The sequence below is a fragment of the Patulibacter defluvii genome, from assembly GCF_034096925.1.
In the GTDB taxonomy this organism is placed as follows: Bacteria; Actinomycetota; Thermoleophilia; order Solirubrobacterales; family Solirubrobacteraceae; genus Patulibacter; species Patulibacter defluvii.
Genome location: NZ_JAWZSQ010000035.1, coordinates 16,608 through 40,646, shown reverse-complemented (window position 1 = coordinate 40,646; position 24,039 = coordinate 16,608). Strand labels below are relative to the sequence as shown.

Genomic DNA, 24,039 nt, shown 5'->3' with positions numbered 1-24,039 from the left:
AGCGCCGGGGAGACGGTCGGCGACGGGCTCTCCTCGACGACCTTCTGGTGCCGCCGCTGGAGGCTGCACTCGCGCTCGCCCAGGTGGACGGCGGTGCCGTGGGCGTCGGCCCGCAGCTGCTCGGCGGTCAGCGCGACGTCGAACAGCCGCACCTCGTCGATCGCGCCGTCGAACCACTCGCCCCAGACGCCGTTGCCGCCGATGCTGAGCGGCTGGCCGTCGTAGCCGGCGGTCGCGGCGACCGTGCGGGTGGCGACCTGGACCCCGTCGACGTAGAGCCGCTGGAGCGTGCCGTCGACGGTCAGCGCCAGGTGGCTCCAGGCGCCGGCGGCCAGCGGCGCCGGGCCGCGGGTGCCGATCCCGTCGACGAAGCCGACCGGCTCGCCGCCGCTGCCCGACCCGTCGTAGGGCTCGGCCGCGCCGTAGAGGGCGTAGGACTGCCAGCCGGCGCGCTCCTTCATCAGCACCGTCCGCCAGCCCGACACGCTCCGCGGCCGGACCCAGGCGGAGAGCGTCATCGCCGGCCCGAACCGCAGCGACAGGCGGTCGGGCACGGTCACGCGATCGTTGGCGCCGTCGAAGTCGAGGGCGCCCCCGCGGCGGCCGTCGGCGATCCGGGTCGCGCCGTCGATCGTGCCGTCGGCGTGGCCGGCGCCGGCGTCGGTCGCGGTCGTCCCGCTCGGCTCGTCGAACGACCAGGCGGCGGCGGGCGGCGGCACCGTGGGCGGCGGCTCGGGGGCGTCGCGACCGACGGCGGTGTCGCGGTCGCGGACGATCTCGCTCGCGCTCAGCGCCCGCCGGTAGACGCGGACGTCGTCGATCGTGCCGTCGAAGCGCTCGCCCCAGCTGGCGTTGCCGCCGATCCGCAGCGGGCCGTCGCCGACCGGGGCGGCGATCGTCAGCGGGACCGAGGCCACCAGCCGCCCGTCGACGTAGAGCCGCTGGGTGCTGCCGTCGTAGGTCGTCGCCAGGTGGCTCCAGGCGTCCAGCGGCAGCGGCCCGGGGCCGCGGACGCCATCGCCGGCCACGAAGCCGACCGGCTCGCCGCCGCTGCCGGCGCCGCCGAACGGCTCGGCCGCGGCGTAGAGCGCGTAGGACTGCCAGTTCGGCAGCTCCTTCATCAGCAGCGTCCGCCAGCCGTCGCGGCGGCGCGGGCGGACCCAGGCCTCGAAGGTCATGTCGCGGTCGAGGTCGAGCGTGGTCGCGTCGGCGACCGTCGCCCAGCCCTGGCTGCCGTCGAGGTCGAGCCCGCCGCGGGCGTGGCCGCCGGCGGTCAGCGTCGCCCCGGCCGCCGACAGCGTCGCGTCGTTGCGCTGGCCCGAGCGGTCGCCGGCGGTGGTGCCCGGCGGATCGTCGAAGTCGAGCGCCAGCACCAGGTCGCGGTCGGCGTCCGGGGCCTGAGTCACGCGCAGCTCGCTGATCCGCTGGTCGAGGTCGGCCGGCAGGCTCGCCACCGTCCCCTCGCCGAAGGTCCGGCAGGCGCCGCCGGCGGCCTCGTCGGCGCAGGCCCGCACGCGGTAGCCCTTGGCCACGGTCAGCGAGCGGATCGCGTCGTCGCCGACGACGTCGAGGTTGCCGCGGCTGGCGCGGTGGACCCCCAGCTCGAACGGCTGGCTGCGGCCGCTGCCGCCGGGGCCGGAGCTGGCGCTGACCGGCGCCGGCTGCGGGAACGGCGACGCGCTCTCGTAGACCTCCAGCTCGTAGATCCGGGCCAGCGTGCCGCTGCCCTGCTCCGGCCGGTCGACGACGATCCGCACGTAGCGGGCGCTGCGCCGCCGTGGCACCGTGGTCGTGACCGCCGCGCTGTTGCCGGTGACCGTCGCGACCGTCTCCCAGGCGCTGCCGTCGTCGCTGTACTGGACCCGGAAGTCGCGGGTGTTGAGCGTGGCCGCCTCGCCCCCGGCCTGGGCGTGGCGGAGCACGACGCTGCCGAGCGAGCGGGCCTGGCCGAGGTCGACCGTCAGCTGGCGGGTCGCGGCCGACGAGCACCACTTGTCGGCCGTGCCGCCGCCGACGCTGCCGTTGACCGCCTTGTCCGCCGTCTCGCCCGCGGCGCAGGCGGCCGAGCCGGTCGCGGGACGGTCGAGCGCCAGGTTCGGCGCCGGCGGCGCCGGCTGCCGCAGATGGACCATCTTCGCCACCGACGGCACGCCGTCGCGGTCGACCACGAAGAGCATGTAGAAGCCGGGAGGCGCCTCGCTCGGGTTGAGCGGGCTGGAGGCGTCGAGCCCGGCGCCGGCGACCGCGAAGTCGAGCGGCACGTAGCGCTGGCCCTGGTCGATGCTGTGGGTGGCGGCACCGAGCCGGATCAGGGCGACCTTCGCGATCCGGCTGGCGTCCGGGGTCGCGATCCGCAGACCCTCCGCGTAGCCGACCGCGGCCGGCGCGTCGGCGATCGTCGGCCGCGGGGCGAGCGCGCCGCTGCCGTCCTTGGCGAAGAGGTACGGCGGGCTGTAGATCTCGGCGTCCTTGCGCAGGTAGCCGGCGGTGTCGCAGGCGCCGCAGATCCCGCCGCCGCCGGTGTAGACCCGCCCGTCGGGCAGCAGCATCGCGACCGAGTGGTACTCGCGGGCGACCGCCGCCGAGGCCAGCGGCGTCCAGGCCCCGGTCCCGGGATCCCAGCGCTCGGCGGCGTAGGTGGCCGTGCTCAGGTTGACCAGCTCCGAGGTCCGCAGCCCGCCGCTGGCCAGCACCGAGCCGTCGGCGAGCACGGTCAGGTTGTGCTGGTAGCGGCGCAGCGACATCGAGCCGGTGGCGGACGCGGCGACCGCGCCCGGCGTCTCGCGGACGATCCGGGCGGTGCGGGTCGGGACCCCGGTCAGGCCGTCCTCGTTGGTCTTGCCGCCGCCGGCGACCAGCGTCCGGCCGACGTCGTAGCGGGCGTAGCTGCCGTAGTCGCGGATCAGCGGGTCGCGCTGGCCGACCGCGGTCGAGCTGCCGATCCCGCCGGTCGCGTAGCGGTACATCGTCGGCTGGGTGCCGACGTCGAGCGCGCGCCCGTCGACGCCGGTCTGGAGGAACGAGTAGAGCCGGCTGTCGGCGGTCGCGAAGCCGCTGAGGCCGCGGATCGTGCTGCCGCCGGTGAAGACCTCGGGCAACGTCGGTCCGCCGCCGGTGACCAGCGACTCGCCGTTGGCGAGCGCGGCGACGGTCGGGTACCAGCGCTCGCCGGCCATGTCGGGGCCGCGGCTCCAGGTCTCGGTCCGCCAGTCGAAGAGGTGGGTCTGGCGGATCCCGTCGAGGGCCTGGTTCTTGTTGCCGCCGACCACGAACACGCGGCCGTCGGCGAGCTGCACGAAGCCGGCGCAGAAGATGTTGTAGCCCTGGACGTCGACCCGCTTCGAAGTGCCGGTGGCCGGGTCGTAGACGGCGGCGCGTGTGGTCGTGTGGGTCGGGTAGGTCTCGGCCGCGCGGTCGCCGACCGAGTCCCACATCAGGACCTTGCCGTTCGGCAGCAGGGCGGTGAAGACGGGCACGACCGGCATCGCCGTCACCGACCCGAAGCGGCCCAGCTGGTCGGGCGTGCCGGCGGCGGCCGCCGCGGCCTCGGCCCGGTCGGCGCTGGTCGCGTGCGGCTCCTGCGCGACGTCGGCGGCCCGCGCGGCGTAGTCCTCGCGGGCGTCGCTGCCGGTCGCGTCGCGACCCTTGCGGGTGCCGGGCCGGTGGCCGAGGCGACGGGCCTCGGCGTCGGCGCTGCGCTCGAGCGAGGCGACCGAGCGGTTGGCCAGGTCGGCCTCGGCGTGGTCGCGAGGATCCTCGATCCCGTGGCCGACGGCGGCGGCGGGGAAGGCGACGGCGGCCAGCACGAGGGCTGGCGCGAGCAGGCGGAACGGGGGCACGGCGACGACCTCGGAGCGAGCAGCGCGGCGCGCACGACGCACCGGGGGGCTGGTGCGCCGCGCGCCGTTCGAAGCTACTTCCGGCTCCGATCGGCCGACATGGCCCGACCGGAGGAGCGGGAGGGCGATCCGGCCCTCCCCCCATTGGGTGACCCAGGGCCCGGCTCAGCCGCCGTCGTCGCGGTTCAGCGGCTCCTCGCGCCGCAGCTCCGCGACGCTGCCCACGTCGGCGATCCGGCCGTCGTCGCCTGAGACCAGCACCCGCTCGCCGACGATCGCGACGCCGTAGCGGCAGCGGGTCGGCAGTACCTGGGGCACGGTCGCCGGCAGCTCGCCGCGACGCTCGGCGCGGTCGAGCCGGCCGGAGAGGTAGCCGCAGGCCACCAGCAGCCCGCCGTCGTGGCTGACGGCCAGCGCCACCGGCGCCCGCCGGAAGGGGCTCGAGACGGCGCTGCGGCGCGGGCGGTCGCCGCGTCCGGTCCGCTCGCGGTCGGGGCCGCCGCTGCGGTCGGCGATCCACAGCCGGCCGCCGCGGCCGCGGGCGATCGCCGTCGGGTCGTGCCAGCCGCGCGAGCGGCGGTGCGGCGCCTGGCGCGGGCCGGCGTCGGGGTCGAGGGTCAGGACCCGGCCGGCGACGCCGCCGGAGATCCGCGCCCGGTAGGCCCGGCCCTGGTCGCCGACCGCGACCACCAGCCGTCCGCCGGGCAACGCCACCAGCCCGCCGCCGACCCGCCGCCGGCCGGCCCGCGGCCCGACCCAGACGACCCGCTCGCGCGGGATCCCGATCTGGGCCACCACCAGCCGGCCGTCGGCGGCCCGCACGTAGGCCGCGTAGACCCGGCCGTCGGCCGCGGCGGCCAGGCCGCGGACGCCGGCGGCGGCCCCGGGCCGGACGGCCAGCTGGGCGACGATCCCGTCGCCCCGAACCCCGCCGTCGGCGACGGTCGCGCGCCGCACCCGGCCGGTCCCGCGGTCGCTCCAGAGCAGCTCGCGGTCGCCCGGCACCGGGGTCAGGACGCTCGGCGGGGTCCGGGGACGCTCCGCCACCGGCGGCAGCGCGATCGACCCCGGGGCCAGCGGCTGGGCCGCGACCGACGGCATCCGCGGCGGTGAGAGCAGCGGCGGATCCGGCTCCGACGCCCGCAGCGCGATCGCCCCGACCGCCGCCACGACCGCCGCCAGCCACGCGATGGCCGTGCGCCGGGTCACGGGGCGGGGAGCGGGCACCATCGAGCCCCAAGCGTCGCAGAGCGGGCGGCGGCGACGCGGGCCGCCCCGGCCCTCACCAGGGCTTGCCGCGGCGGGCGTAGGCGCGCCGCAGCGCCTGGCGGACCGACGCGGCGTCGGGACCGCGCCGGACGACCCGGCGCGGACGCCAGCTCAGCCGCAGCTCGCCGCTCCGCGCGGGCAGCAGCAGCGAGCGTCCGTCCGGCTCCAGCCCGGGTGCCTGGACCCGCTCGACGGCGGCCGGGATCCGCAGCCGCAGCGGGGTTCCCTCGGGCACGTCGGCCGACCAGCGGAGGACGGCGCCGTCGGCGGCCGCGTCCAGCTCCAGGTCGACCGGTCCGTGGATCGTCGCCGCGCGCCGGATCCGCGTCCGCGCGCCGGGCCGCAGCCAGGCCGGCGGCAGCGCGTCGAGCAGCAGCACTTCGCTGCCCTGCTCGCGGACGAGCATGTCGTGCAGCAGCGACATCAGGTCGGCGGCGGCCCAGCCGTGGGGGCCGAGCGCCCACAGCACCTCGCGGCGGCCGTAGGGCTTCGAGGCCTGCTCCCAGGTGCCGCTGCTGGAGGTCAGGTGGGCGAGCACCGAGTAGACGCCGGCGACGGCCACGTCGGGACGGCCGTCGCGGAGCGCGGTGTGGCGGCGGCGGAGCCCCAGGTACAGGTGCAGCCGCTTGTCCCAGATCGCCAGCCCCTCCCGCTCGTCGCGGGCGCCGGCGGCCATCGTCGCCCGCACCAGCGGGTCGTCGGGCGGCAGCAGCTCGGTCGGCCAGGCCAGCCACATCTGACCCCAGCGCTCGCCGCCGGTCGCGTCGAGGACCGGCGGGACGACGCCGTCGACGGCCGCCTCGGCGACCCGCGCGCGGGCGACCGCGGCGACCCGGTCGGCGAGCGTCGACCAGGCGGCGGCGCGGCGCGCGTCGCCGGCCACCTGCGCCACGCCGACGACCCGCCGGACGCCGCCCGCCAGCCAGGCCAGGTCGCCGGTCGCGTGCCCGGCGAGCTCCTCGTTGTCGCGCGGGTCGGAGGGCGGCAGGATCCAGCGCGGGTCCTCGGCCAGCCGCCGCTCGACCCAGCCGATCGCCCGGTCGACGACCGGCAGCAGCTCGCGGGCCTGGGCGGCGTCGCGCGAGCGGAGGGCGTGGTCGCCGAACGACCACAGCGCCTGGCCCATCCCGTCCTGCTGGCCGAGGCGCGACTGCAGCAGGCCGTCGGCGTTCTGCCACGAGGGCATGAAGGCGACGTCCTGGCCGGCGACGTCGTGCAGCCCGACGAGGTCGAGGGTGTGGGCGATCATCGCCGTGTCGCGCAGCCACGACGCCTGGTACTGGAACTTGTTGACGCCCTGGATCCAGCGCCCGTCGGGCAGCTGATGGCGGGGCACGAGCAGCGCCTGGAGCCCGGCCCGCCAGGCCCGGTCGACGGCCGGCTCGGGGGTCTCCAGCCGCATCGCCCGGTCGAGGACGGGGCGCCAGGCGGCGGCCAGCCGCGCGAGGCCGGCGTCGAAGGAGTCCTGGAGCACGGCGCTGCCGGCCGGCACCGGTCGCAGGGGGACGACCACGTCGAGCGTGCGGGTCTCGCCGGGGGCGACGGTCGCCCGCAGCCGCTGGCGGGCGCCGGTGGCGTCGCGGCGGAGGGCGACGGCGGTGCGGCGGGAGACGGCGTCGCCGGCGGCGCGGCGGCCGCTGAGCCGGCCGACGGCCAGCAGCGGGCTGCCCGAGCGGTCGAGCACGCCGTCCTGCCAGCGGTAGCGCCAGCCGCGGTCGAAGCCGTCGCCCGGCTGCTCCAGCCCGCCGGCGATCACCGGGACGACGCCGCGCAGGAAGCGGTAACGGGGCTGCAGCGGCTGGTCGGGCGCGGGCCGGGCCTCGCGGACGCCGGGGCCGACCCAGCCGACGTCGAGGCCCAGCCGCAGCGGCCGCGGGCGGCGGCTGCCGTTGCGGACCTCGACCCGCAGGTGGACGACCGGGACGCCGGCGGCGTCGACCGCGAACGCCCGCACCCGGTGGACGAGGCCGTCGACCCGCCGCAGCGCGCGGTAGACGGGCAGGTCGCCCTCGAGCGTGCGCGTCGGCTGGTCCCAGGCGCGCAGCCGCTGGCCGACCCGCAACGTCAGCTCCAGCCGACCGGTGTAGAGCGACCCGGTCGGGGTCAGCTCGGCCGCCTCGACCGCGCCCGGCACCCCGAGCTGGTCGGTCGGGTGGCGCAGGAACCCGGCCTCCGGCGCCGCGGCCGCCGACGCGCTCGCGGTCGCCGTCCCGCCAAGGGCGAGCGCGGCGAGCACGACGGTGGCTAGGCGAGACGAGCGACGCGCGTCCATCACCGGTACGCAAGCACAGACCACCCGGCCCGCGAGCCGGGTGCCGCGGGCGACGTTCCCTGCGAGCAGCAGGCGAAGCCTGGTTCTGTCGGTGATCGGTTGAGCGTCGGCGTCGAGGACCAAGACGGTGGCCGGGCCGCAGGTGATGACGGTCGGTGACCATCAGATCCTGCGGCGTGGTCACCGTCGCCGGTCATCGGCGGCGAGGCGACCCGAGGACCGGCAGATCCAGGCTAGATCTTGATGAGGACGATCGTGTTCACGACGAACACGACGCAGAAGAAGACGGTCCAGCGGTTCAGGTTGCGCTCCACGTAGGAGCCGCCGCCGAGCGGTCCCTGGCCGGTGCCGACGCCGAACGCGCCCGACAGGCCGGCGTCCTTGCCGGAGTGCATCAGGATCAGCGCGATCAGGATGATCGACACGAAGACCTGCAGGACCGAGAGGATGACCTCCATCGTCGCTACAGCCTACCGGCCGCGCCGTCGGGCCGCGCGGCGCCCTCGGCGGTGGAGACGTCGCCGTCCCCGGCCGGCTCCCCCAGCTCGTCGAGCCCGTGCAGGATCGCCACCGCGTCGGCCCGCAGCCGCTGGTCGATCGCCCGCCAGTCCGCCTCGGAGAGCTTGCCGGTGGCGTGGTCGAGCTCGGCGTCGCGGATCTCGCGGTACTTGGCCAGCTTGGCCGCCTCGAGGTCGGCCCGGCGGAGGTCGTGGCGGTCGGCCGTCCGCTGCTCGCGGCCGGGCCAGAGCGGTTGGCCGAGCACCAGCAGCGCCCCCGCCAGCAGCGCCAGCACGATCAGGGCGGCGACGGCGTCCATCAGTCGCCGGCCGGCGCGCGGCCGAGGTCGCGGGCGATCCGGGCGGCGTGGCGGGCCCGCACCCGGCGGCTCTCCAGGTCGGCCGCCGGCCAGGCCGCCAGCAGCCCCCCGAGGCCGGCCAGCAGCGCGCCGATCCAGAGCCAGGTGACCATCGGCGAGACCATCACGTTGAAGGTCACCGACGAGGGCCGCTGGCGGTACAGGTCGACGAGCTTGATCGCGGCCGGGACCCCGTCGGCGAACGGCGCCGCGTTCTTCTTCAATCGGTCGTCGACCGCCTGCAGGACCTCGGCCAGCGCGTCGCCGTCGGGCTGCATCGCCAGCCAGAGATCGCGGCGGACGCCCGGGTCGAGCGCGACCTCGGTCGCCGACTCGCCGAGGAAGAAGCGGCTGACCGGCCCCAGCGAGAGGTCGGTCGAGGGGAAGTACTCGCGCGTCGGCCGCAGCGTCTCGATCCGCTTGCCGTCGCGGTAGACGCCGACCTGGGCCCCGAGGATCAGCTTCTGGACCTTCACGAAGTCGCCGTCGCGCTGGACCTTCCAGTCGCCGATCGCCTTCTCGTAGCGCATCTCGTAGCCACCGGCCCGGAACCGCTCGCCGACGTCGGCGTGGACCCGGTGCTGGTCCTTGAACGACGAGCTGGCGGCGACCGCGATCACCACCACGGCGATCCCGGCGTGCACCAGGTAGCCGCCGTAGCGACGGCGGTTGCGGCCGACCTGGCGGACCAGCGCCAGCGGCAGCGCCTCGCCGGTGGCGGTCCGCCGGACCCGGGTGCCGCGCTGCAGCTCCTGGCCGACCGCGCCGATCACGAAGCCGCCGAGCAGGACGGCGATCGCCACCTCGACGTGGCCGCCGGCCCCGAGCAGCAGCCCGATCGCCAGCGCCACCAGCGCGAAGGCCAGCGGGCCGCGCAGCTGCCGCCAGGCGTGCGCGGCGGTCGTGCGGCGCCAGGCGGCCAGCGGGCCGAAGCCCATCAGCAGGGTCAGGATCAGGGCCAGCGGGCCGACGAAGCGTCCCCACCAGACCGTCTCCAGCGGCCGCTGCTGGCCGGTCAGCGCCTCGCCGATCAGCGGGAAGAAGGTGCCCCACAGGATCACCAGCACCAGCCCGACGAGGACCACGTTGCCGGCCAGGAAGAACGCCTCGCGCGAGAGCAGCGAGTCGATCCGGTGCTCCGACCGCAGCAGGTCGCGGCGCCAGGTGACGAGGCCGATCGAGCCGGCGATCATCGTCGCCAGCAGGACCAGGAACGGGATCCCGAGCGTGCTCGACCCGAAGGCGTGGATCGACGACAGCACGCCCGAGCGGACGATGAAGGTGCCGAGGATGCAGAGGATCCCGACGCCGAGGATCAGCGACGCGTTCCAGGTGCGCAGCATCCCGCGCTTCTCCTGGATCATCACCGAGTGGAGGAAGGCGGTGCCGAGGACCCACGGCATCAGGCCGGCGTTCTCGACCGCGTCCCAGCCCCAGTAGCCGCCCCAGCCCAGCTCGGCGTAGCTCCAGCGGGCGCCGAGCACCAGGCCGATCCCCAGCAGCAGCCAGGCGCCGAGCGCGTAGCGGCGGGTCGAGCGGATCCAGTCGGCGCCGACGTGCCCGGCGATCAGCGCGCCGACCGCGAACGCGAACGGGATCGCGAACAGCGTGTACCCGCTGTAGAGCATCGGCGGGTGGATCATCATGCTCGGGTACTGCAGGAGCGGGCTCAGGCCCACCCCCTCGAACGGGATCTGCGCCAGGGTCGCGAACGGCGACGTGAAGACCGTCAGCAGCAGCAGGAAGAACGCCGCCAGCGCCAGCAGCACCGCCTGGGCCCAGGGGACGACGTCGGCCATCCGGCGGCCGGTCCGCCAGAGCACCAGCGAGCTCCAGAGCGAGAGCAGCCAGACCCACAGCAGCAGCGAGCCCTCCTGCGAGCTCCACGGCGCGGCGATCCGGTAGAGCAGCGGGGTCGTCGAGCTGGAGTGGTCGGCGACGACCTCGAACCGCAGGTCGGTGCGGACGAAGGCCACCTCGAGCAGCAGGAAGGCGGCGGTCGCCAGCACCGCCACCAGGTAGACCGCGCGGCGGCCGGAGGCGGTCCAGGCCTCGCCGCGGGTGCCGCCGGCCCGGGCGCCCGCGATGCTGGCGACGACGCCGTAGACGGCGATCGCCAGCGCCAGGGCGAGCAGCCCGCGGCCGAGCAGGGCCATCAGGCCCTCAGGAGGCGTTCGCGGCGGCGGGCGCGGTCTTCTCGCTCTTGCCGTCGTCGAACTTCGAGGGGCACTTCGTCACCAGCGAGTCGGGCTTGCCGGTGAAGGTGCGCGCGGAGGCGTCCTTGCGCACGGTGACGATCACCTCGCGGCCCTCGCGGAACGGGTCCGGGACCTGGCCGGTGTAGGTGACCGGCACCGAGGCGTGGCCCTTGCGGTCGCGGATCCGGAAGATCAGCGTCTCGCCCTTGCGCTTGACGGTGCCCTCGACCACGACGCCGGTCAGGCGGTAGTCGGTGCCGACCTTGGCGTCGCGCAGCTCGCTCGGCTGGCGGGCCTCGGCCGATCCCGCGAAGCTGGTGTACAGCAGGACGCCGGCGAGCACGACGGCGGCGGCGATCGCGAAGGTCAGACGGAGCGTCCGCGACATGGCTCCAGTATGCCGAGGATCGGCGGCGACGGCGGTGCCCTCCCCCGCGGCGACGGTGCGGCCGCCGCCGGCGCGCTTCCTACCCAGGGTCTCGTTTGTTCGCTTCTCGCTGGCGTCTCCCCGCTCGCGGCGCTAGGATCCGGGCCGGATGACGGGGACGAGGAAGGCCACCACGGGCCAGCGACCGGGCACGGCCCGCGCGGGCGGCACGCCCGCGAAGGAGGCCCAGCCGCTGGGCGGCAGCCGCCGGATCGCGGCCGGCCTGATCTTCGTGCTGATGCTGCTCGGCGGCCTCTTCATGTGGGCCGGCAGCCCCTACCTGTGGCTGCGGGTGACCGCGGCCAACGCCGACAGCCAGAACCTCTCGATGGGCCAGGTGCTGTTCATCCTGGTCGCGATCGGCGTCACCGGCTTCGTGATGGTCAAGATCCTCGCCTGGCTGAACAGCGTCTACACGCGCGTGACCGGCGGCGACGACGAGGTCGTGATCCGGATGCCGTGGACCCAGTCGATGCGCGACGGCCGCACCACCGGCCGCGTCACCACGATCCTCGACGTCGTGATGGTGATCTCGGTCAGCCTGGCCCTGCTGGCCGCGGCGGTCTGGTTCTTCTTCTTCGCCGGCGACACCCTCCACCACGGCCAGGACCGCAGCGACGCGCCGGCCGTGACGGTCGTCGTCCGCGGCTGACCGCCCTCGGTAGCGTCCGGCCGATGGCCACCGCCGATCTGACGATCCTCGGCCTCGGGCGGGCCGAGGCCAGCGCCTCGGGCTACATCGCCGAGATCCAGCGACGGCTGGCGGGGCAGCAGCGGGTGCGCTACCGGATGCACGCGATGGGCACCTCGCTCGAGGGACCGACCGACGCGATCCTGGCCGTCGTCGGCGAGCTGCACCGGGTGCCGCTGGAGCTGGGCCTCCCCCGCGCCTACACGGTCCTGAAGCTCGACGAGCGGACCGACAAGCCGGACCAGACGCTGGACGACAAGGTCGCCAGCGTCGAGGCCCGGCTGCGCGAGGGCTGAGGCCCGGCTCCCGCGCCGACCTACGGCAGCCCGCGGGTCGCCCGGGCCCGCCAGCCCGAGTTGGTCAGCAGCTCGGGCGTCGGTCCGGCGAACGCCCCGCGGGCCGTCGCGTCGCCCCGCAGCTGGTACTGCAGCCACGCCGTCACGTACCCGAGCACCGGCGTGCCGGCGTTCTGGATCGTGTTGTGGTCGGCGCCGTTGATGATGCCGATCGCCGCCGGGCCGCCGGCCGCGTCGTAGTACTTGCGCAGCTCCGTGGCGGAGGCGATCAGGACGTCCCACTGCCCGCCGACGAAGAACGCCGGCCCGGTCAGCTGGGCGACCGAGAAGGCGTCCGGGGCCGCCACCCACAGCGGCGCCGGCAGCGCGTAGGTGACCGTGGTCTTGATCAGGCCGCCGGAGTGGGTGGTCGCGTTGACCGCCCCGCCCGCGCCCTGCGAGTGCCCGACCGCCGCGATCGCCGCGGTGTCGAGCCGGCCCTCGAAGGGGCTGCCCGGGGTCGTGTCCTGGGCCACCAGGTACTGCGCGCCGGCCAGCATCTCGTTGCCCTTGCCGGTCGTCTGCGAGGTCGACGCCACCACCACGTAGCCCCACGAGGCCAGGTGGTTCAGGAGCCCCGGGTAGTTGGCCGGGGTCGCCCAGCTGCCGTTGCCCCAGGTGACGATCGGCCGCCGCGGCCCGCTGGCGATGTCGGCCGGGTAGAAGATCCGGTACGTCACCGCCCCGCTGCCGTCGGTCACGTCCTGGGTCGCCACGGCCGACGGGCCGGGCGCCGCGTAGGCCGCCTCGATCGGCGCCGCCACCGCCCCCGCCGGGGCCGCGGCCAGGGCCACGGCGACCAGCGTCAGCAGCAGCGCCAGCAGCCGCCGGCCCACCCGAACGGCGTCACGCGGATCAGTAGGCACAGGTCTTCGCTCCCCCCGCGCGCTGCTGGCGCATGAACGTCACGTCGCCGGCCACGTCGGCCTGCGACATCCGGCTCATCCCGCTGACGATGTCCGTGAAGGCGATCGACTGCCGCCGCATCAGGTCGAAGTCGATCGCCTCGAGCCCGAACTGGGGCGAGAACAGCCCGCCCGGCAGCGCCACGCCGGCCACCGTCGGCAGCAGGTGCTGGTTGTACGGAGTCCCCTCGCCGCCGAAGCTGCAGATCTGGGGCACCCGCGTCAGGTCGGCCACGTCGAGGCCCTTGAGGACCGCCGTCCGCCGCAGGTCGCGGCGCTGGACCTCGTCCACCACCAGCTGCCGCAGCTTCAGGCTCTCGCTGACCGGCAGCCAGTACATCTCGTTCTGGTCGACCAGCTGCATCTGCTTGCCGGGATGGCCGGGCCGGTCGACCGCCTCGTAGCGGCGCGCGCCGAGGTGCTCGATCACGACCACGCCCTTGACCTTGCCCTGGTCGTACTCCTGGTCGAGCGTGATCGCCAGCTGCCCGGCGCCGCCGTTGCGGACGTCGTCCGAGACCAGGTGCTGGTGCAGGTGACCGGTGACGAAGGCGAACTGGATCGTCTCCGGCCGGCAGGAGACCGGCAGCGAGGCGAAGTAGCGCGCCATCGCGATCATCGCGATAGGGCCATTGTCCCACTCGCCGTTCATGCCGTCGGTGTGGCTCTCGACGACGACCTTCTTGGCGCTCCCGCCGGGCAGGGTCGCCAGCAGGGTGCGGGTGGTCGAGGGGGTGAACGACGCCTCCTGGGTCAGCGTCGCCTGGACGCCGGGCGTCGCCGCGGCCGCGTCCTTCACCTGCTTGCCCTCGTCCGAGGAGAGGTAGGCGCCGGGGATCTCCAGCGGCTGGCCCTCGTAGGGCGCGTAGCTGCCGGCGAACTGCTCCTGCGGCAGCCGGCTGACCATCAGCAGCGCCTTCGCGCCGGCCGCCTTGGCCGCCGCCGCGTCGACCGCCGACTGCGCCAGCTGCTCGGACTCGAAGGCCCCCAGCAGGTTGGTCGAGTTGTCCGGGTCGTACATCGAGAACCCGAAGAACGGCGGGTAGAACAGCAGGTTGGGGAGGCTGGTGATCGGCAGGTCGCGGACGACGATCTTGCCGGCCGCGTTGGCCGGGGTGATCGACTGGCCGCTGGCCAGGTGGACCACCGGGCCGGTCACGCCGCCGCTGCCGGTGCTGGCCGTGAACGGGATCGGGCCGGCCAGGCGGACCTGCTGGCCGCCGACGGTCAGGGTCCCGGCCCCGGCGTCCCAGCGGTCGGTGACGTAGGGCAGCGACGAGGTCTGGACCCCGGGGATCGCGCCCATCTGCTGCTCGAGCCAGTCGACGAACTGGTGCTGGCTGGGGCTGGCCGTCGGCCGCGGGCCGAAGTCCTGCTCGATCTGGTTGAGCGCCTTCAGCTGCGCCTCGGTGGTGAAGTCGGTCGGATCGACGCGCGTCGGGCAGACGTCGGCGCTGGCGACCGCGGGGGCCAGCGCGAGGCCGGCCAGCGCGAGCGCCGTGACGGCGGCCGTGCGCGCACGCCGGCGGACGCGGCGGGGCACGCCGCGACCAGGGGTGGGGTCCATGGGCTCTCTCTCCTCTTGGGGGATCCCGGCGCGTCGATCCCCGATCGCTGTTTCTAACCGACGGTTAGTTATGGCATAGTTCGCCGCGCCGCTCCCGGCCGGGCCGGGATAAGCGGCGACCACGCCGATGCCGCGCTCCCGCTCGACCGACCAGCCCCCGACCCGCAAGCGGATCTCGCGCCCGGAGCGCGAGGCGCGGATGCTCGACGCCGCCGAGGAGGTCTTCGCCGCGCACAGCTTCCAGGCCGCGTCGATGGAGGAGATCGCGCGCCGCAGCGGGATCACGAAGGCTCTGCTCTACCAGTACTTCGGCTCCAAGGAGGGGCTCTACGAGGCGACCGTCGAGCGCGGGCGCGCCCAGCTCTTCGCCGCCCTCGCCGCCGCCGTCGAGGGCGAGCCGACCGGCGGCGCCCGGCTGCTGGCCGTCGTCCGCGGCTACTTCGACTACGTCGCCGCCAACCGCGGCCACTGGTGGCTGCTCTACGGCCAGGCCGGCAGCGCCGCGGTCAACGCGATGCGCGACCGCAACGCGGAGATGATCGCGGGACTGCTGGCGGACGGCCGCGACGACCTCGACGACGAGGCGCTGGCGATCGTCGCCCACGCGATCGTCGGCGCCGGCGAGCAGGTCGGCCGCTGGTGGGCCGTCCGCCCGGACGTCCCCCAGGAGCGGGTCGTGGCGCAGTTCGTCGCGCTCACGACCGGCGCGATCAAGGCGCTGCTGCCCGCCGGCTGACTCAGGCGAGGGCAAGGTTGCTCCCGTCGCGGGGGTCGAAGAGCAGGATCCGCCGCGGGTCGAGCAGCAGCTCCAGCGGCTCGCCGACGCGGGCCCGGCTGGCCGGGTCGACCCGCGCCACCAGCGTCCGCCCGCCGGCGGTCGTCGCGTCGCCGCCGGCGTCGGCCGCCAGCTCGCGCAGCTCCTCGGTCTCGACCGCCGGTCCGGGCACCGGGACGTGGACGTGCAGCTCGGCGCCGAGCGACTCGACGACGTCCGGCCGGGCGCTGAACCGCAGCCCGCCGCCGTCGCGGGCCAGCGCCGCGTCCTCGACGTGCTCGGGGCGGATCCCGACGATCACGTCGCGGGCGCCGGCGGCCCCGCCGTGGCGCTCGCGGATCGCGGCCGGCAGCGGCACGTCGCCGAACGGCAGCCGCACCCGCTCGCCCTCCCAGCGGCCCGCCAGCAGGTTCATCGCCGGCGAGCCGATGAAGCCGGCCACGAACAGGTTGACCGGCCGCTCGTAGAGGGCGGTCGGCGTGTCGAGCTGCTGGATCACGCCGCCGCGCATCACCGCCACCCGGTCGCCGAGGGTCATCGCCTCGGTCTGGTCGTGGGTGACGTAGACCGTGGTGGTGCCGACCCGGCTCTGAATCCGGGCGACCTCGGCCCGCATCTGGACCCGCAGCTTGGCGTCCAGGTTCGAGAGCGGCTCGTCCATCAGGAACGCCTTCGGCGAGCGCACGATCGCCCGCCCCATCGCGACCCGCTGGCGCTGGCCGCCGGAGAGCTGGGCCGGCTTGCGGTCGAGGTGGGCGTCCAGGTCCAGCGCCCGGGCGGCGTCCTCGACCCGGGTCGCGATCTCGCGCTTGGGGACCTTCGCCTGCTGGAGCGCGAAGGCCATGTTCTGGCGCACCGTCATGTGCGGGTAGAGCGCGTAGCTCTGGAAGACCATCGCGATGTCGCGGTCCTTCGGCGCCCGGTCGTTGACGCGGTCGCCGTCGATCCGCAGCTCGCCCTCGGAGATCGCCTCGAGCCCGGCGATCATCCGCAGCACCGTCGACTTGCCACAGCCCGAGGGGCCGACCAGGATCAGGAACTCGCCGTCCTCGACGGCCAGGTCGAGCCCGCTGACCGCCTCGGTCCCGTCGTCGTAGCGCTTGGTGACGTCCTGCAGCTCAATCGTGGCCACGGTGCCCCTCCTCCGGGGTCGCTGGCGCCGCCACGCCGATCGTCGGACGGGAGCCGGCCGCTGGCGGAGCGGCCGGCCACGGGACGGTGAAGCGGTAGGCGCCGGCGCCGACCTCGACCACGATCCGGTCGCCGTCGAGGCCGGTCACGGCGACGCCCTCGGCGGTCGCGGCGGGGCCGTCGCCCTCGCGCAGCGCGGCCGGGTCGTCGCCGGGGATCAGGACGGTCGCGCGGCAGTTCGGCGGCACCTCGACGGTCACCGCCAGCCGCTCGCCGTCGCGGGCCCAGCCGGCGGCGGCCGGGCCGCGGACGCCGTCGCTGGTCGCGTGGGCCCAGTCGAGCCGCTCGTCGATCGCCGGCCGGATCAGCAGCCGGCCCTCGCCGGGCGTGGCCGGGTCGGCGTCGAGCCCGGCGACCCGCCGGTGCAGCCAGCTGGCGATCGCCCCGAACGCGTAGTGGTTGAAGGAGTTCATGTTCGGCGACTGGAAGCCGCCCTCCGGGGTCCAGCCGTCCCAGCGCTCCCACATCGTGGTCGCGCCGTGGCGGATCGAGTGGCCCCAGGACGGGTACTCCTCGCGCAGCGCCAGGTCGTAGGCGAGCCCGTCGTGGCCGTGGGCGCTGAGCAGCGGGCAGAGCAGCCCCGAGCCGAGGAAGCCGGTCGTCAGCCCGCCGTGGGCGACGACGTCGGCGACCAGCGCCGCGACCGCGCCGGGACGCAGCCGCTCGGGCAGGACCTCGGCCGCCAGCGCCAGCAGGTAGCCGGTCTGGGTCGGCGCGTGCAGGCGGCCGTCCTCGGCCACGAACGCGGCCACGAAGGCGTCGGCGATCTCGCGGTGGAGGCGGCGGTAGCGGGCGGCGGCGTCGGGCCGCTCCAGGACCTCGGCGATCCGGACCATCGTCGCCGCGTCGATCGCCCAGTAGGCGGTCGCCAGCAGGTCGCGCGGGGTGTCGGCGCCGACGGCCAGCCAGTCGCCGTAGTCGTTGTAGCGGGCCGCGGTCCGCAGCCGGCCGGGGTTGACCCGGTCGAGGTGCGCCATCCAGCGCTCCAGCGACTCCCACGAGCGCTCCAGCAGCCGCCGGTCGCCATAGGCCGACCAGACCGCCCACGGCACCAGCACGCCGCCGTCGCCCCAGCCCGGCGCCCCGTGCGAGAGCGACTGCTGGCGCGGCGGCACCGGCGCGACGTCGGGGAAGACGCCGTCGGCGGTCTGGGCGTCGCGGACGTCCTCCAGCCACCGCGGCAGGAACGCCGAGAGGTCGAAGGCGCGGCAGGCGGTGGTCGCGATCACCTGCGCGTCGGCCAGCCAGCCGAGCCGCTCGTCGCGCTGGTTGCAGTCGGTCGGCAGCGCGACGAGGTTGCCGCGCAGGCTCCAGCTCGCGTTGTGGTCGATCCGCTCCAGCAGCTCGTGCGAGCAGGCGAAGCTGGCGGCCGGGCGGACGTCGCTCTGGAGCACGCGGCCGACCAGGTCGTCGAGCGCCGGCGGCCGCGGCAGCCCGCTGACGGCGACGTAGCGGAAGCCGTGGAAGGTGAACGTCGGCTCGAAGTCGAGCGGCTCGCCCGGGCGCGGGACCGCGACGTCGCAGGCCTGGGCGCCGCGGAGGTTGTCGGTGTAGAGCGTGCCGTCGGGGTGCAGCGCCTCGGCGAAGCGCATCCGGACGACGGTCCCGGGCGGGCCGGCGGGGATCCGCAGCCGGGTCCGGCCGACCATGTTCTGGCCGAGGTCGAAGACCCACTCCCCCGGCCGCGGCTCGTGCAGCGCGACCGGCCGCAGCTCGGCGACGACCCGGATCGGCTCGGCCGGGTCGGGCAGCAGCCGGGCCGCGGTCGGCTCGTGGCGGACGACCGGCGCCCAGTCGCGGTCGTCGAAGCCGGGCCGGTCCCAGCCGGGCTGCTCCAGCCGCGCGTCGTAGCGCTCGCCGAGCTGCAGGTCGGAGGCCACCAGCGGGCCGTCGGTGGCCCGCCAGCGGCCGTCCGAGGAGACGGTCGTGCGGCTGCCGTCGAGGTGCTCGATCCGCAGGTGGACGAGCGCGCTCGGGCGGTTGCCGTAGTGGGCCCCGCGCTGCTTGGTCGAGAAGCCGACGAAGCCGGCGTACCAGCCCTCGCCGAGCACCACCCCGAGCGCGTTCTCGCCCTCGCGCACCAGCGCGGTGACGTCGTGGGCGCGGTAGTGGATCCGTTGCCGGTAGTCGCTCCAGCCGGGCGCCAGCTGCTCGTCGCCGACCGGCTCGCCGTTCAGCCGCAGCCGCAGCACGCCGCGGGCGGTCGCGTAGAGGGTCGCCCGCGCGACCGGCCGCTCGACGGCGAAGCCGGTCCGCAGCAGCGCCGCCGTCAGCTCGGCGTTGGTCAGCGGGTCGAGCTCGTCGCCGGCCGGCGGCAGCGCCGGTCGCCACGGATGGCCGTGGCCGATCCAGCAGGCGTGCCAGGCGCAGGCCGGCAGCGCGGCGCCCCAGACGGCGGCGGCGCTCGGCGGGCCGGGGCGGCCGTCGCGGTCCCATAGCTGGACCCGCCACCAGCGGCGGTCGCCGGCGGCCGGCGGCGGACCGCCGTAGGCCACGGCCAGCGCCTCGTCGCTGGCGACCCGTCCCGAGTCCCAGACCAGGTCGCGCTCGGCGGCGAGGTCGGCGGGATCGGCGGCGACGGTGATCCGGTAGCCGCTCTGGCGCTGGCCCCGGCCCTCGCCGCGGACGATCCAGCTCAGCGACGGGGCCCGCACGGCGACCGCCAGCGGCCCGTCCAGCCGCTCGCAGCGCAACCGCTCGGCGTGCAGGGCCCCGTCGCTCACGAGGCCGGGTCCCGGTGCAGCTGGACGCCGGCGTCGGCCAGCAGCGCGACGGCGTCCTCCTCGAGGTCGATCCCGACCGCGTGGCTGACGTCGGCGAGGGCGGCGATCCGGTTCTGGGCGATCGCGCCGAACTTCGACTGCTGGACCAGCAGCACCGCCTCCTTCGACTGGCCGAGGAAGGCCTGCTTGACCTCGGCCTCGAGCGGGTCGGGGTCGGTCATCGCGCCGTCGGGGCCGACGCCGTGGACCGACAGGAAGGCGCGGTCGGCGTAGAGCTCGCCGAGGCCGCGGATCGTGGCCGGGCCGACGAACGAGCGGCTGCTGGCCCGCAGCAGCCCGCCGATCGCCACCAGCTGGATCTGCGGGCCGGCGTCGGCGGCCAGCTCCATCACGGCCAGCGAGTTGGTGATGATCGTGCACGGCAGCGGGGCCGCGACCAGCTGCTCGACCAGGTGGCAGGCGGTCGTCGAGCCGTCGATCAGGACGGTCTCGTGGGGCTCGATCAGCGGCAGCGCCAGCTCGGCGATCCGGCGCTTGACGTCGGCGTCGCGCTCGCGCCGCTCGGCGAACGGCAGCTCGCTGGAGACGGGGCTCGGCATCGTCGCCCCGCCCCAGGTGCGCGAGACCAGCCCGCGCGCCTCGAGCAGCGCCAGGTCGCGGCGGGCGGTCATCGCCGAGACGCCGAACTGCTCCTCCAGCTCGGCGATCGTGACGCTGCGGCGCTTGCGCAGCAGCGCCACCATCCGCCGCTGCCGCTCGGCCGGCGCCCAGCGCCGGTAGACGCCGCTGGTCATGCCGCCGCTCCGATCGGGTAGGCGGCGACGGTCGGGTCGTCGACCGGGTCGAGGCAGGTGGTGAAGGCGTTGTGGATCCCGTCGAGGTCGGCGCCGACGTCGTGCGGGTTCATGACGTTGGTCAGGAAGACGAAGCCGGCGTCGTGCTCGGGGTACATCCACCACTGGCAGCCGGAGAGCCCGCCGTGGCCGTAGAGCCGGTGGTCGAGCAGCGTCGGGCTGGTGCGCATGTTCCAGACCAGCCCCCACTCCTGGCCGGTGCCGGGACCGAGGTGCAGCGGGTCGGGCATCAGCCGCTCGATCCCGGTCGTCTGGGGCCGGGTCATCGCCTGCAGCGTGCCGGGGTGGATCAGCTGCCGGTCGCCGGCCAGCAGCATCGTCGTCAGCGACAGCAGGTCGCGGGCGGTGGCGCTGGCGGCGCCAGCCGGGTGCCGCAGCGCCCGGAAGCGGTCGACGTCGAAGACCACCCGGTCGAGCCCGGAGAGCGGCACGCACGGCACCGCCGGGTCGAAGCTCAGGTGCTCGACGCCGGGCAGCCCGTTCAGCTCCTCGGTCAGCGTGTCCTCGAACGAGCGGCCGCTGGCCGACGCGATCAGCTCGCCGATCCCGGTGAAGCCGACGTTCGAGTAGAGCGCGTAGCGGCCGGCCTCGTACATCTGCGGCGCGTAGACCAGCTGGTCGCGGAGGCTGGTGTCGGGGGTGACGGTCGACTCGACGATCCCGCCGGTGTGGGTCAGCAGGTGCCAGAGGGTGACCTCGTCCTCGCGCGCCATCCCGAAGGTCGGGACCGCATCGGAGAGCGGCGTCCGCAGCGACAGCCGTCCGCGCTCGACCTGCCGCATCGCCGTCAGGCCGACCAGCGGCTTGCCGGCCGAGAAGAGCAGGAAGACGTCCTCCGCCGTCACCGCCCGGCCGTCGACGCCGCCGAACGCCTCGAGGCTCTGGATCCCGGCCGAGGTCGCGACCCCGAAGACCGCGCACGGCAGCCGGTGCTCGCGCACGTGGTCGGCGATCACGTCGTGGACGAGGTCGAAGCTGGGGACGGTCATCCCTTCATCGCTCCTTCGGTGAGGCCGCTGATCACGCGGCGTTGGACGAACAGGTAGACCACGATCAGCGGCAGGCTCGTCAGCAGCACGTGGGCGAAGACGAGGTTCCAGCGCAGCGTGTCGACCGTGCCCGAGGCGAACTGGTAGAGCGCCAGCGGCAGCGTGGCGCTGTCCTCCCCCTGGATCAGGAAGAGGGCGAAGAAGAAGTCGTTCCAGACCGTGATCACCAGCATCACGGCCCCGACCAGCAGCACCGGTCGCAGCAGCGGCAGCACGATCCGGCGGTAGGTCGCGAGGAACGAGGCGCCGTCGACCGACGCCGCGTCCTCGAGGTCGGTCGGCAGCGCGCGCACGAAGCCGGTGGTCAGGAAGACCACCACCCCCATCCGGGTGCCGATCAGGACCAGCGCGTAGCCGAGCAGCGTGCCGTCGACGCCGAGCTGGCGCAGCAGGTAGATCGAGGGGATGATCGCCGGCGGCAGCAGGATCGAGAGCGAGGTCACGTAGAAGGCGACCTTCATCCAGCGCGCCCCGCTGCGGGCGAAGGCCCACGAGGCGGCCGAGCCGAGCAGCAGCACGACCAGCAGCACCGGGACCGTGATCAGGACGCTGTTCAGCAGCCCCGACAGGTAGTGGCCCTCGTCGACGATCGTCGAGAGGTTGTCGCCGATCGCCCACTTGCGGGGCAGGCCGAGGCTCAGCTCCTGGGCCTCGCCCTCGCTCTTCATCGCGTTGACCACGACCAGCCACAGCGGCAGCACGACCCAGGGGATCGCGAACAGCGACAGGGCCAGGTACTTCAGCCGCGACGGCCAGCGGCGGGCGCCGACCGGCCGCGCTCCGGCGACGGTGCTCATGCGACCTCCCTCCGCCGCAGCCACGCCACCAGCGGGACCGCGGTCACGATCACCAGCGCGGTGACGGTCAGGCTCAGCGCGCTCGCCGGGCCGAAGAAGCTCTGCCCCCACTGGCCGCGCATCGCGACGTTGAGGGTCGTGGTGTGGTCGCCGGGGCCGCCGCCGGTGGTGGCGGCGACGACGTCGTAGGCGCTCAGCGCGCCGACCAGGGTGACGGCGACGTTGAAGGTCATCGCCGGGGCCAGCAGCCGCAGCCGGATCCGCCAGAACCGCTGGAACGCTCCCGCGCCGTCGAGCATCGCGGCCTCGATCATCTCCTTCGGGATCGCCTTCAGGCCAGCGATGTAGACCAGCGTGATCAGGCCGCTCCACTTCCAGGCGTCGATCAGGGCGACGGCCGGCAGCGCGGTCGAGGGCTCGCCGAGCCAGTTCCAGTCGAAGCCGCCGGGCAGCACGAAGGCGATCGCGCCGTTGATCGGCCCGTCGGGGGCCAGCAGGCCCTTCCAGACGTAGCCGGCGGCCAGCGGCGAGATCAGCACCGGCACGAAGAACAGCGACCGGAAGACCGTGTTGATGCGGCTGTTCTCGACCAGCATCAGCGCCAGCGGCAGGCTGATCGCGGTCTGCAGCACCAGCGTCACCAGCGCGTAGAGCACCGTGACCTTCACCGCGTTGACGAACAGGTCCTGGTCGATCAGCGCCCGGAAGTTGTCGAGCCCGTTGAACGAGATCTCGTCCGAGAAGCCCGACCAGTCGGAGAACGCGAAGCCGGCGTTGAGGACGAACGGCGCCGCGAAGAAGATCAGGACGAACGCGATCGCCGGCAGCGCGAACCACGGCCACGGGTCGCGGCGGCCCGCGCGCGCCCGCCGGCGCCCGCGGGCCGGGGGCGCGCCGCCGCCGGCGGCCGGCCCGCGCCCCGACCGCGGCGCGGGCTCCGCGCCGGGCTGGGGACGGGCGGCCACCGGGGCGCTCGTGTCCGTGGTCGCCGCCATCACCAGCCCGGCAGCTTCGCGGCCTTGGCGGCCTGCGCGACCTGCTTCTGGGTCTGCTCGCCGATCTGCTTGGGCGTGATCTCGCCGATCATCAGCTTCGCCATCAGCTTCGCGACCCCGCCGACGCCGGGCACGTCCGCGGCGTAGGCGATGTTCGACGGGCCCTTGTCGTAGGCGGTCTTGAACGACTGCTGGAGCGCGGTCACGCCCTTCGGGTCGGGGGTGCCCTCGATCACCGGGAACGACTTGGCCGCGGCGACGTAGCGGCCGTAGCCCTTGCCGGTCGCGTAGCGGAGGAAGTCGAGCGCGGCCTGCTCACGCCCGGAGTTGCCGGTCTTCGGCAGGTAGTAGCTGCCGATCGGGCTCGGGATGTAGGTGACGGCCGGCGTCTTGGCGGCGAGCGGGAAGAAGCCGATCGTCGCGTCGAGCTTGGCCGGGTCGCCGCCGACGGCCGCCAGCAGCGCCGGCAGCATGTCGGAGTGGAGCGCGGTCATCGCGGCCTTGCCCTTGGCCAGCTGGGTGACCGAGCGCTCGACGGTCGCGGTCGCGAGGTCCTTGTTGAAGCAGCCGGCGTCCTTCAGCCCGGCGTAGGCCGACATCGCGGCCACGAACGGCGAGCCGGCGTCGTCGAGCTTGGCCTTGTTGGTTCGCAGCGCGGTGCCGTAGCGGTTGCCCTCGTTGGCGTCGCCCATGTAGATCGACGGCAGGATCTGGGGCGGCCAGATCGAGCCGCCGGACTCGGCGATCGGGGTCACGCCCGGGGCCGCGGCCTTGATCCGGCCGCAGGCGGCCTGCAGCTGCTCGAAGCTGGTCGGGACGGCGACGCCGGCCTTCTTCAGCGCCTGCTTGTTGTAGAAGACGCCGAAGATCTGCGGGAAGCCGAGGATCGCGCCGTAGGTCTTGCCGTCGACGGTCGCCGCGGTCTCGTAGAGCCCGCCCGACTTGCCGACCCAGGCCTCGTCGGAGAGGTCGCGGAGGGTCGCCTTCGGGTTCAGCGCCAGCAGGTTGGTGACGGTCGGGTGGTACTCGAGCACGTCGGGGCGGGCGCCGCTGGCCCACTTGGTGAGCGTGGTGTCCTCGAACCCGGCCGAGGGGATCTTGACCAGCTCGATCGTGTTGCCGGACTGCTTCTCGTAGTCCTTGTAGAGCTGGAGCAGCGCGGGTGGATCGGCGCTGTTGTGCCACAGCGTGATCGTCTGCGGCCCGTCGGCCTTCGAGTCCCCTCCACCACCGCAGCCGGCCAACGCCAGCGCCGTGATCGCGGCCAGACCGGCCACGTGTCGCAATCTCCGCATT

At 74.9% G+C, this 24,039-nt stretch carries 19 protein-coding genes; 3 read left to right on the top strand and 16 right to left on the bottom strand.

Translation table 11 applies throughout. From position 1 onward, the window contains the following. The 7 genes from SH587_RS23140 to SH587_RS23110 form a co-directional block, all read right to left on the bottom strand. Positions 1-3,839 (bottom strand): LamG-like jellyroll fold domain-containing protein (locus SH587_RS23140; protein ID WP_320673030.1); only part of this gene is annotated, 3,839 nt, incomplete at its 3' end. Between the two features lie 165 nt (positions 3,840-4,004). After that, on the bottom strand, positions 4,005-5,048 hold the full coding sequence (locus SH587_RS23135) for a PQQ-dependent sugar dehydrogenase family protein (protein WP_320673029.1): 1,044 nt from the start codon (positions 5,046-5,048) through the stop codon (positions 4,005-4,007). A 73-nt stretch (positions 5,049-5,121) separates the two neighbouring features. Beyond that, the gene (locus tag SH587_RS23130) at positions 5,122-7,344 is read right to left on the bottom strand and encodes a hypothetical protein (RefSeq protein WP_320673028.1); all 2,223 of its coding nucleotides are present in this window, start codon (positions 7,342-7,344) and stop codon (positions 5,122-5,124) included. A 269-nt stretch (positions 7,345-7,613) separates the two neighbouring features. Then, entirely contained in the window at positions 7,614-7,838 is a 225-nt protein-coding gene (gene secG, locus SH587_RS23125; protein WP_320673027.1) for a preprotein translocase subunit SecG, read from the bottom strand. A gap of 5 nt (positions 7,839-7,843) precedes the next feature. Then, positions 7,844-8,197 (bottom strand): hypothetical protein, encoded by a 354-nt coding sequence (locus tag SH587_RS23120; RefSeq protein WP_320673026.1) that lies wholly within the window; start codon positions 8,195-8,197, stop codon positions 7,844-7,846. Next, positions 8,197-10,392, bottom strand: a complete 2,196-nt coding sequence (locus SH587_RS23115; protein ID WP_320673025.1) for a heme lyase CcmF/NrfE family subunit — start codon at positions 10,390-10,392, stop codon at positions 8,197-8,199. The genes SH587_RS23120 and SH587_RS23115 overlap by 1 nt, the downstream gene beginning before the upstream one ends. 7 nt (positions 10,393-10,399) lie before the next feature. Beyond that, a complete protein-coding gene (locus SH587_RS23110) occupies positions 10,400-10,822 on the bottom strand; it encodes a cytochrome c maturation protein CcmE domain-containing protein (RefSeq protein WP_320673024.1) in 423 nt (140 codons plus the stop codon). Positions 10,823-10,970: 148 nt separating this feature from the next. Between SH587_RS23110 and SH587_RS23105 the strand changes: the two genes are divergently transcribed. Continuing rightward, complete coding sequence (locus SH587_RS23105) at positions 10,971-11,513, top strand: hypothetical protein (RefSeq protein WP_320673023.1); 543 nt, start codon at positions 10,971-10,973, stop codon at positions 11,511-11,513. Positions 11,514-11,536: 23 nt separating this feature from the next. Then, on the top strand, positions 11,537-11,848 hold the full coding sequence (locus SH587_RS23100) for an MTH1187 family thiamine-binding protein (protein WP_320673022.1): 312 nt from the start codon (positions 11,537-11,539) through the stop codon (positions 11,846-11,848). A gap of 20 nt (positions 11,849-11,868) precedes the next feature. Here SH587_RS23100 and SH587_RS23095 read toward each other — a convergent pair whose 3' ends face one another. Next, positions 11,869-12,723 (bottom strand): poly(ethylene terephthalate) hydrolase family protein, encoded by an 855-nt coding sequence (locus SH587_RS23095; protein WP_320673021.1) that lies wholly within the window; start codon positions 12,721-12,723, stop codon positions 11,869-11,871. A 19-nt stretch (positions 12,724-12,742) separates the two neighbouring features. Continuing rightward, positions 12,743-14,359, bottom strand: coding sequence for a zinc-binding metallopeptidase family protein (locus SH587_RS23090; RefSeq protein ID WP_320673020.1), 1,617 nt, complete (start codon positions 14,357-14,359; stop codon positions 12,743-12,745). A 127-nt stretch (positions 14,360-14,486) separates the two neighbouring features. On the opposite strand from SH587_RS23090, the gene SH587_RS23085 reads away from it, so the two are divergent. Further along, positions 14,487-15,095, top strand: coding sequence for a TetR/AcrR family transcriptional regulator (locus tag SH587_RS23085; protein ID WP_320673019.1), 609 nt, complete (start codon positions 14,487-14,489; stop codon positions 15,093-15,095). A 1-nt stretch (position 15,096) separates the two neighbouring features. On the opposite strand, the gene SH587_RS23080 is transcribed toward SH587_RS23085, so the two are convergent. The 7 genes from SH587_RS23080 to SH587_RS23050 are packed head-to-tail and all read right to left on the bottom strand — an operon-like array spanning position 15,097 to position 24,038. Continuing rightward, positions 15,097-16,266, bottom strand: a complete 1,170-nt coding sequence (locus tag SH587_RS23080) for an ABC transporter ATP-binding protein (RefSeq protein WP_320673018.1) — start codon at positions 16,264-16,266, stop codon at positions 15,097-15,099. Next, the gene (locus SH587_RS23075) at positions 16,253-19,048 is read right to left on the bottom strand and encodes a family 78 glycoside hydrolase catalytic domain (protein ID WP_320673017.1); all 2,796 of its coding nucleotides are present in this window, start codon (positions 19,046-19,048) and stop codon (positions 16,253-16,255) included. The genes SH587_RS23080 and SH587_RS23075 overlap by 14 nt, the downstream gene beginning before the upstream one ends. Continuing rightward, entirely contained in the window at positions 19,045-19,842 is a 798-nt protein-coding gene (locus SH587_RS23070) for a DeoR/GlpR family DNA-binding transcription regulator (RefSeq protein ID WP_320673016.1), read from the bottom strand. Before SH587_RS23070 ends, SH587_RS23075 begins: the two co-directional genes overlap by 4 nt. Continuing rightward, a complete protein-coding gene (locus SH587_RS23065; RefSeq protein WP_320673015.1) occupies positions 19,839-20,891 on the bottom strand; it encodes a serine hydrolase domain-containing protein in 1,053 nt (350 codons plus the stop codon). Before SH587_RS23065 ends, SH587_RS23070 begins: the two co-directional genes overlap by 4 nt. Beyond that, a complete protein-coding gene (locus SH587_RS23060) occupies positions 20,888-21,748 on the bottom strand; it encodes a carbohydrate ABC transporter permease (protein WP_320673014.1) in 861 nt (286 codons plus the stop codon). Before SH587_RS23060 ends, SH587_RS23065 begins: the two co-directional genes overlap by 4 nt. Beyond that, the gene (locus SH587_RS23055) at positions 21,745-22,713 is read right to left on the bottom strand and encodes a carbohydrate ABC transporter permease (protein ID WP_320673013.1); all 969 of its coding nucleotides are present in this window, start codon (positions 22,711-22,713) and stop codon (positions 21,745-21,747) included. Before SH587_RS23055 ends, SH587_RS23060 begins: the two co-directional genes overlap by 4 nt. A gap of 29 nt (positions 22,714-22,742) precedes the next feature. Then, positions 22,743-24,038 (bottom strand): ABC transporter substrate-binding protein, encoded by a 1,296-nt coding sequence (locus SH587_RS23050; RefSeq protein ID WP_320673012.1) that lies wholly within the window; start codon positions 24,036-24,038, stop codon positions 22,743-22,745. Between the last annotated feature and the right edge of the window lies 1 nt (position 24,039).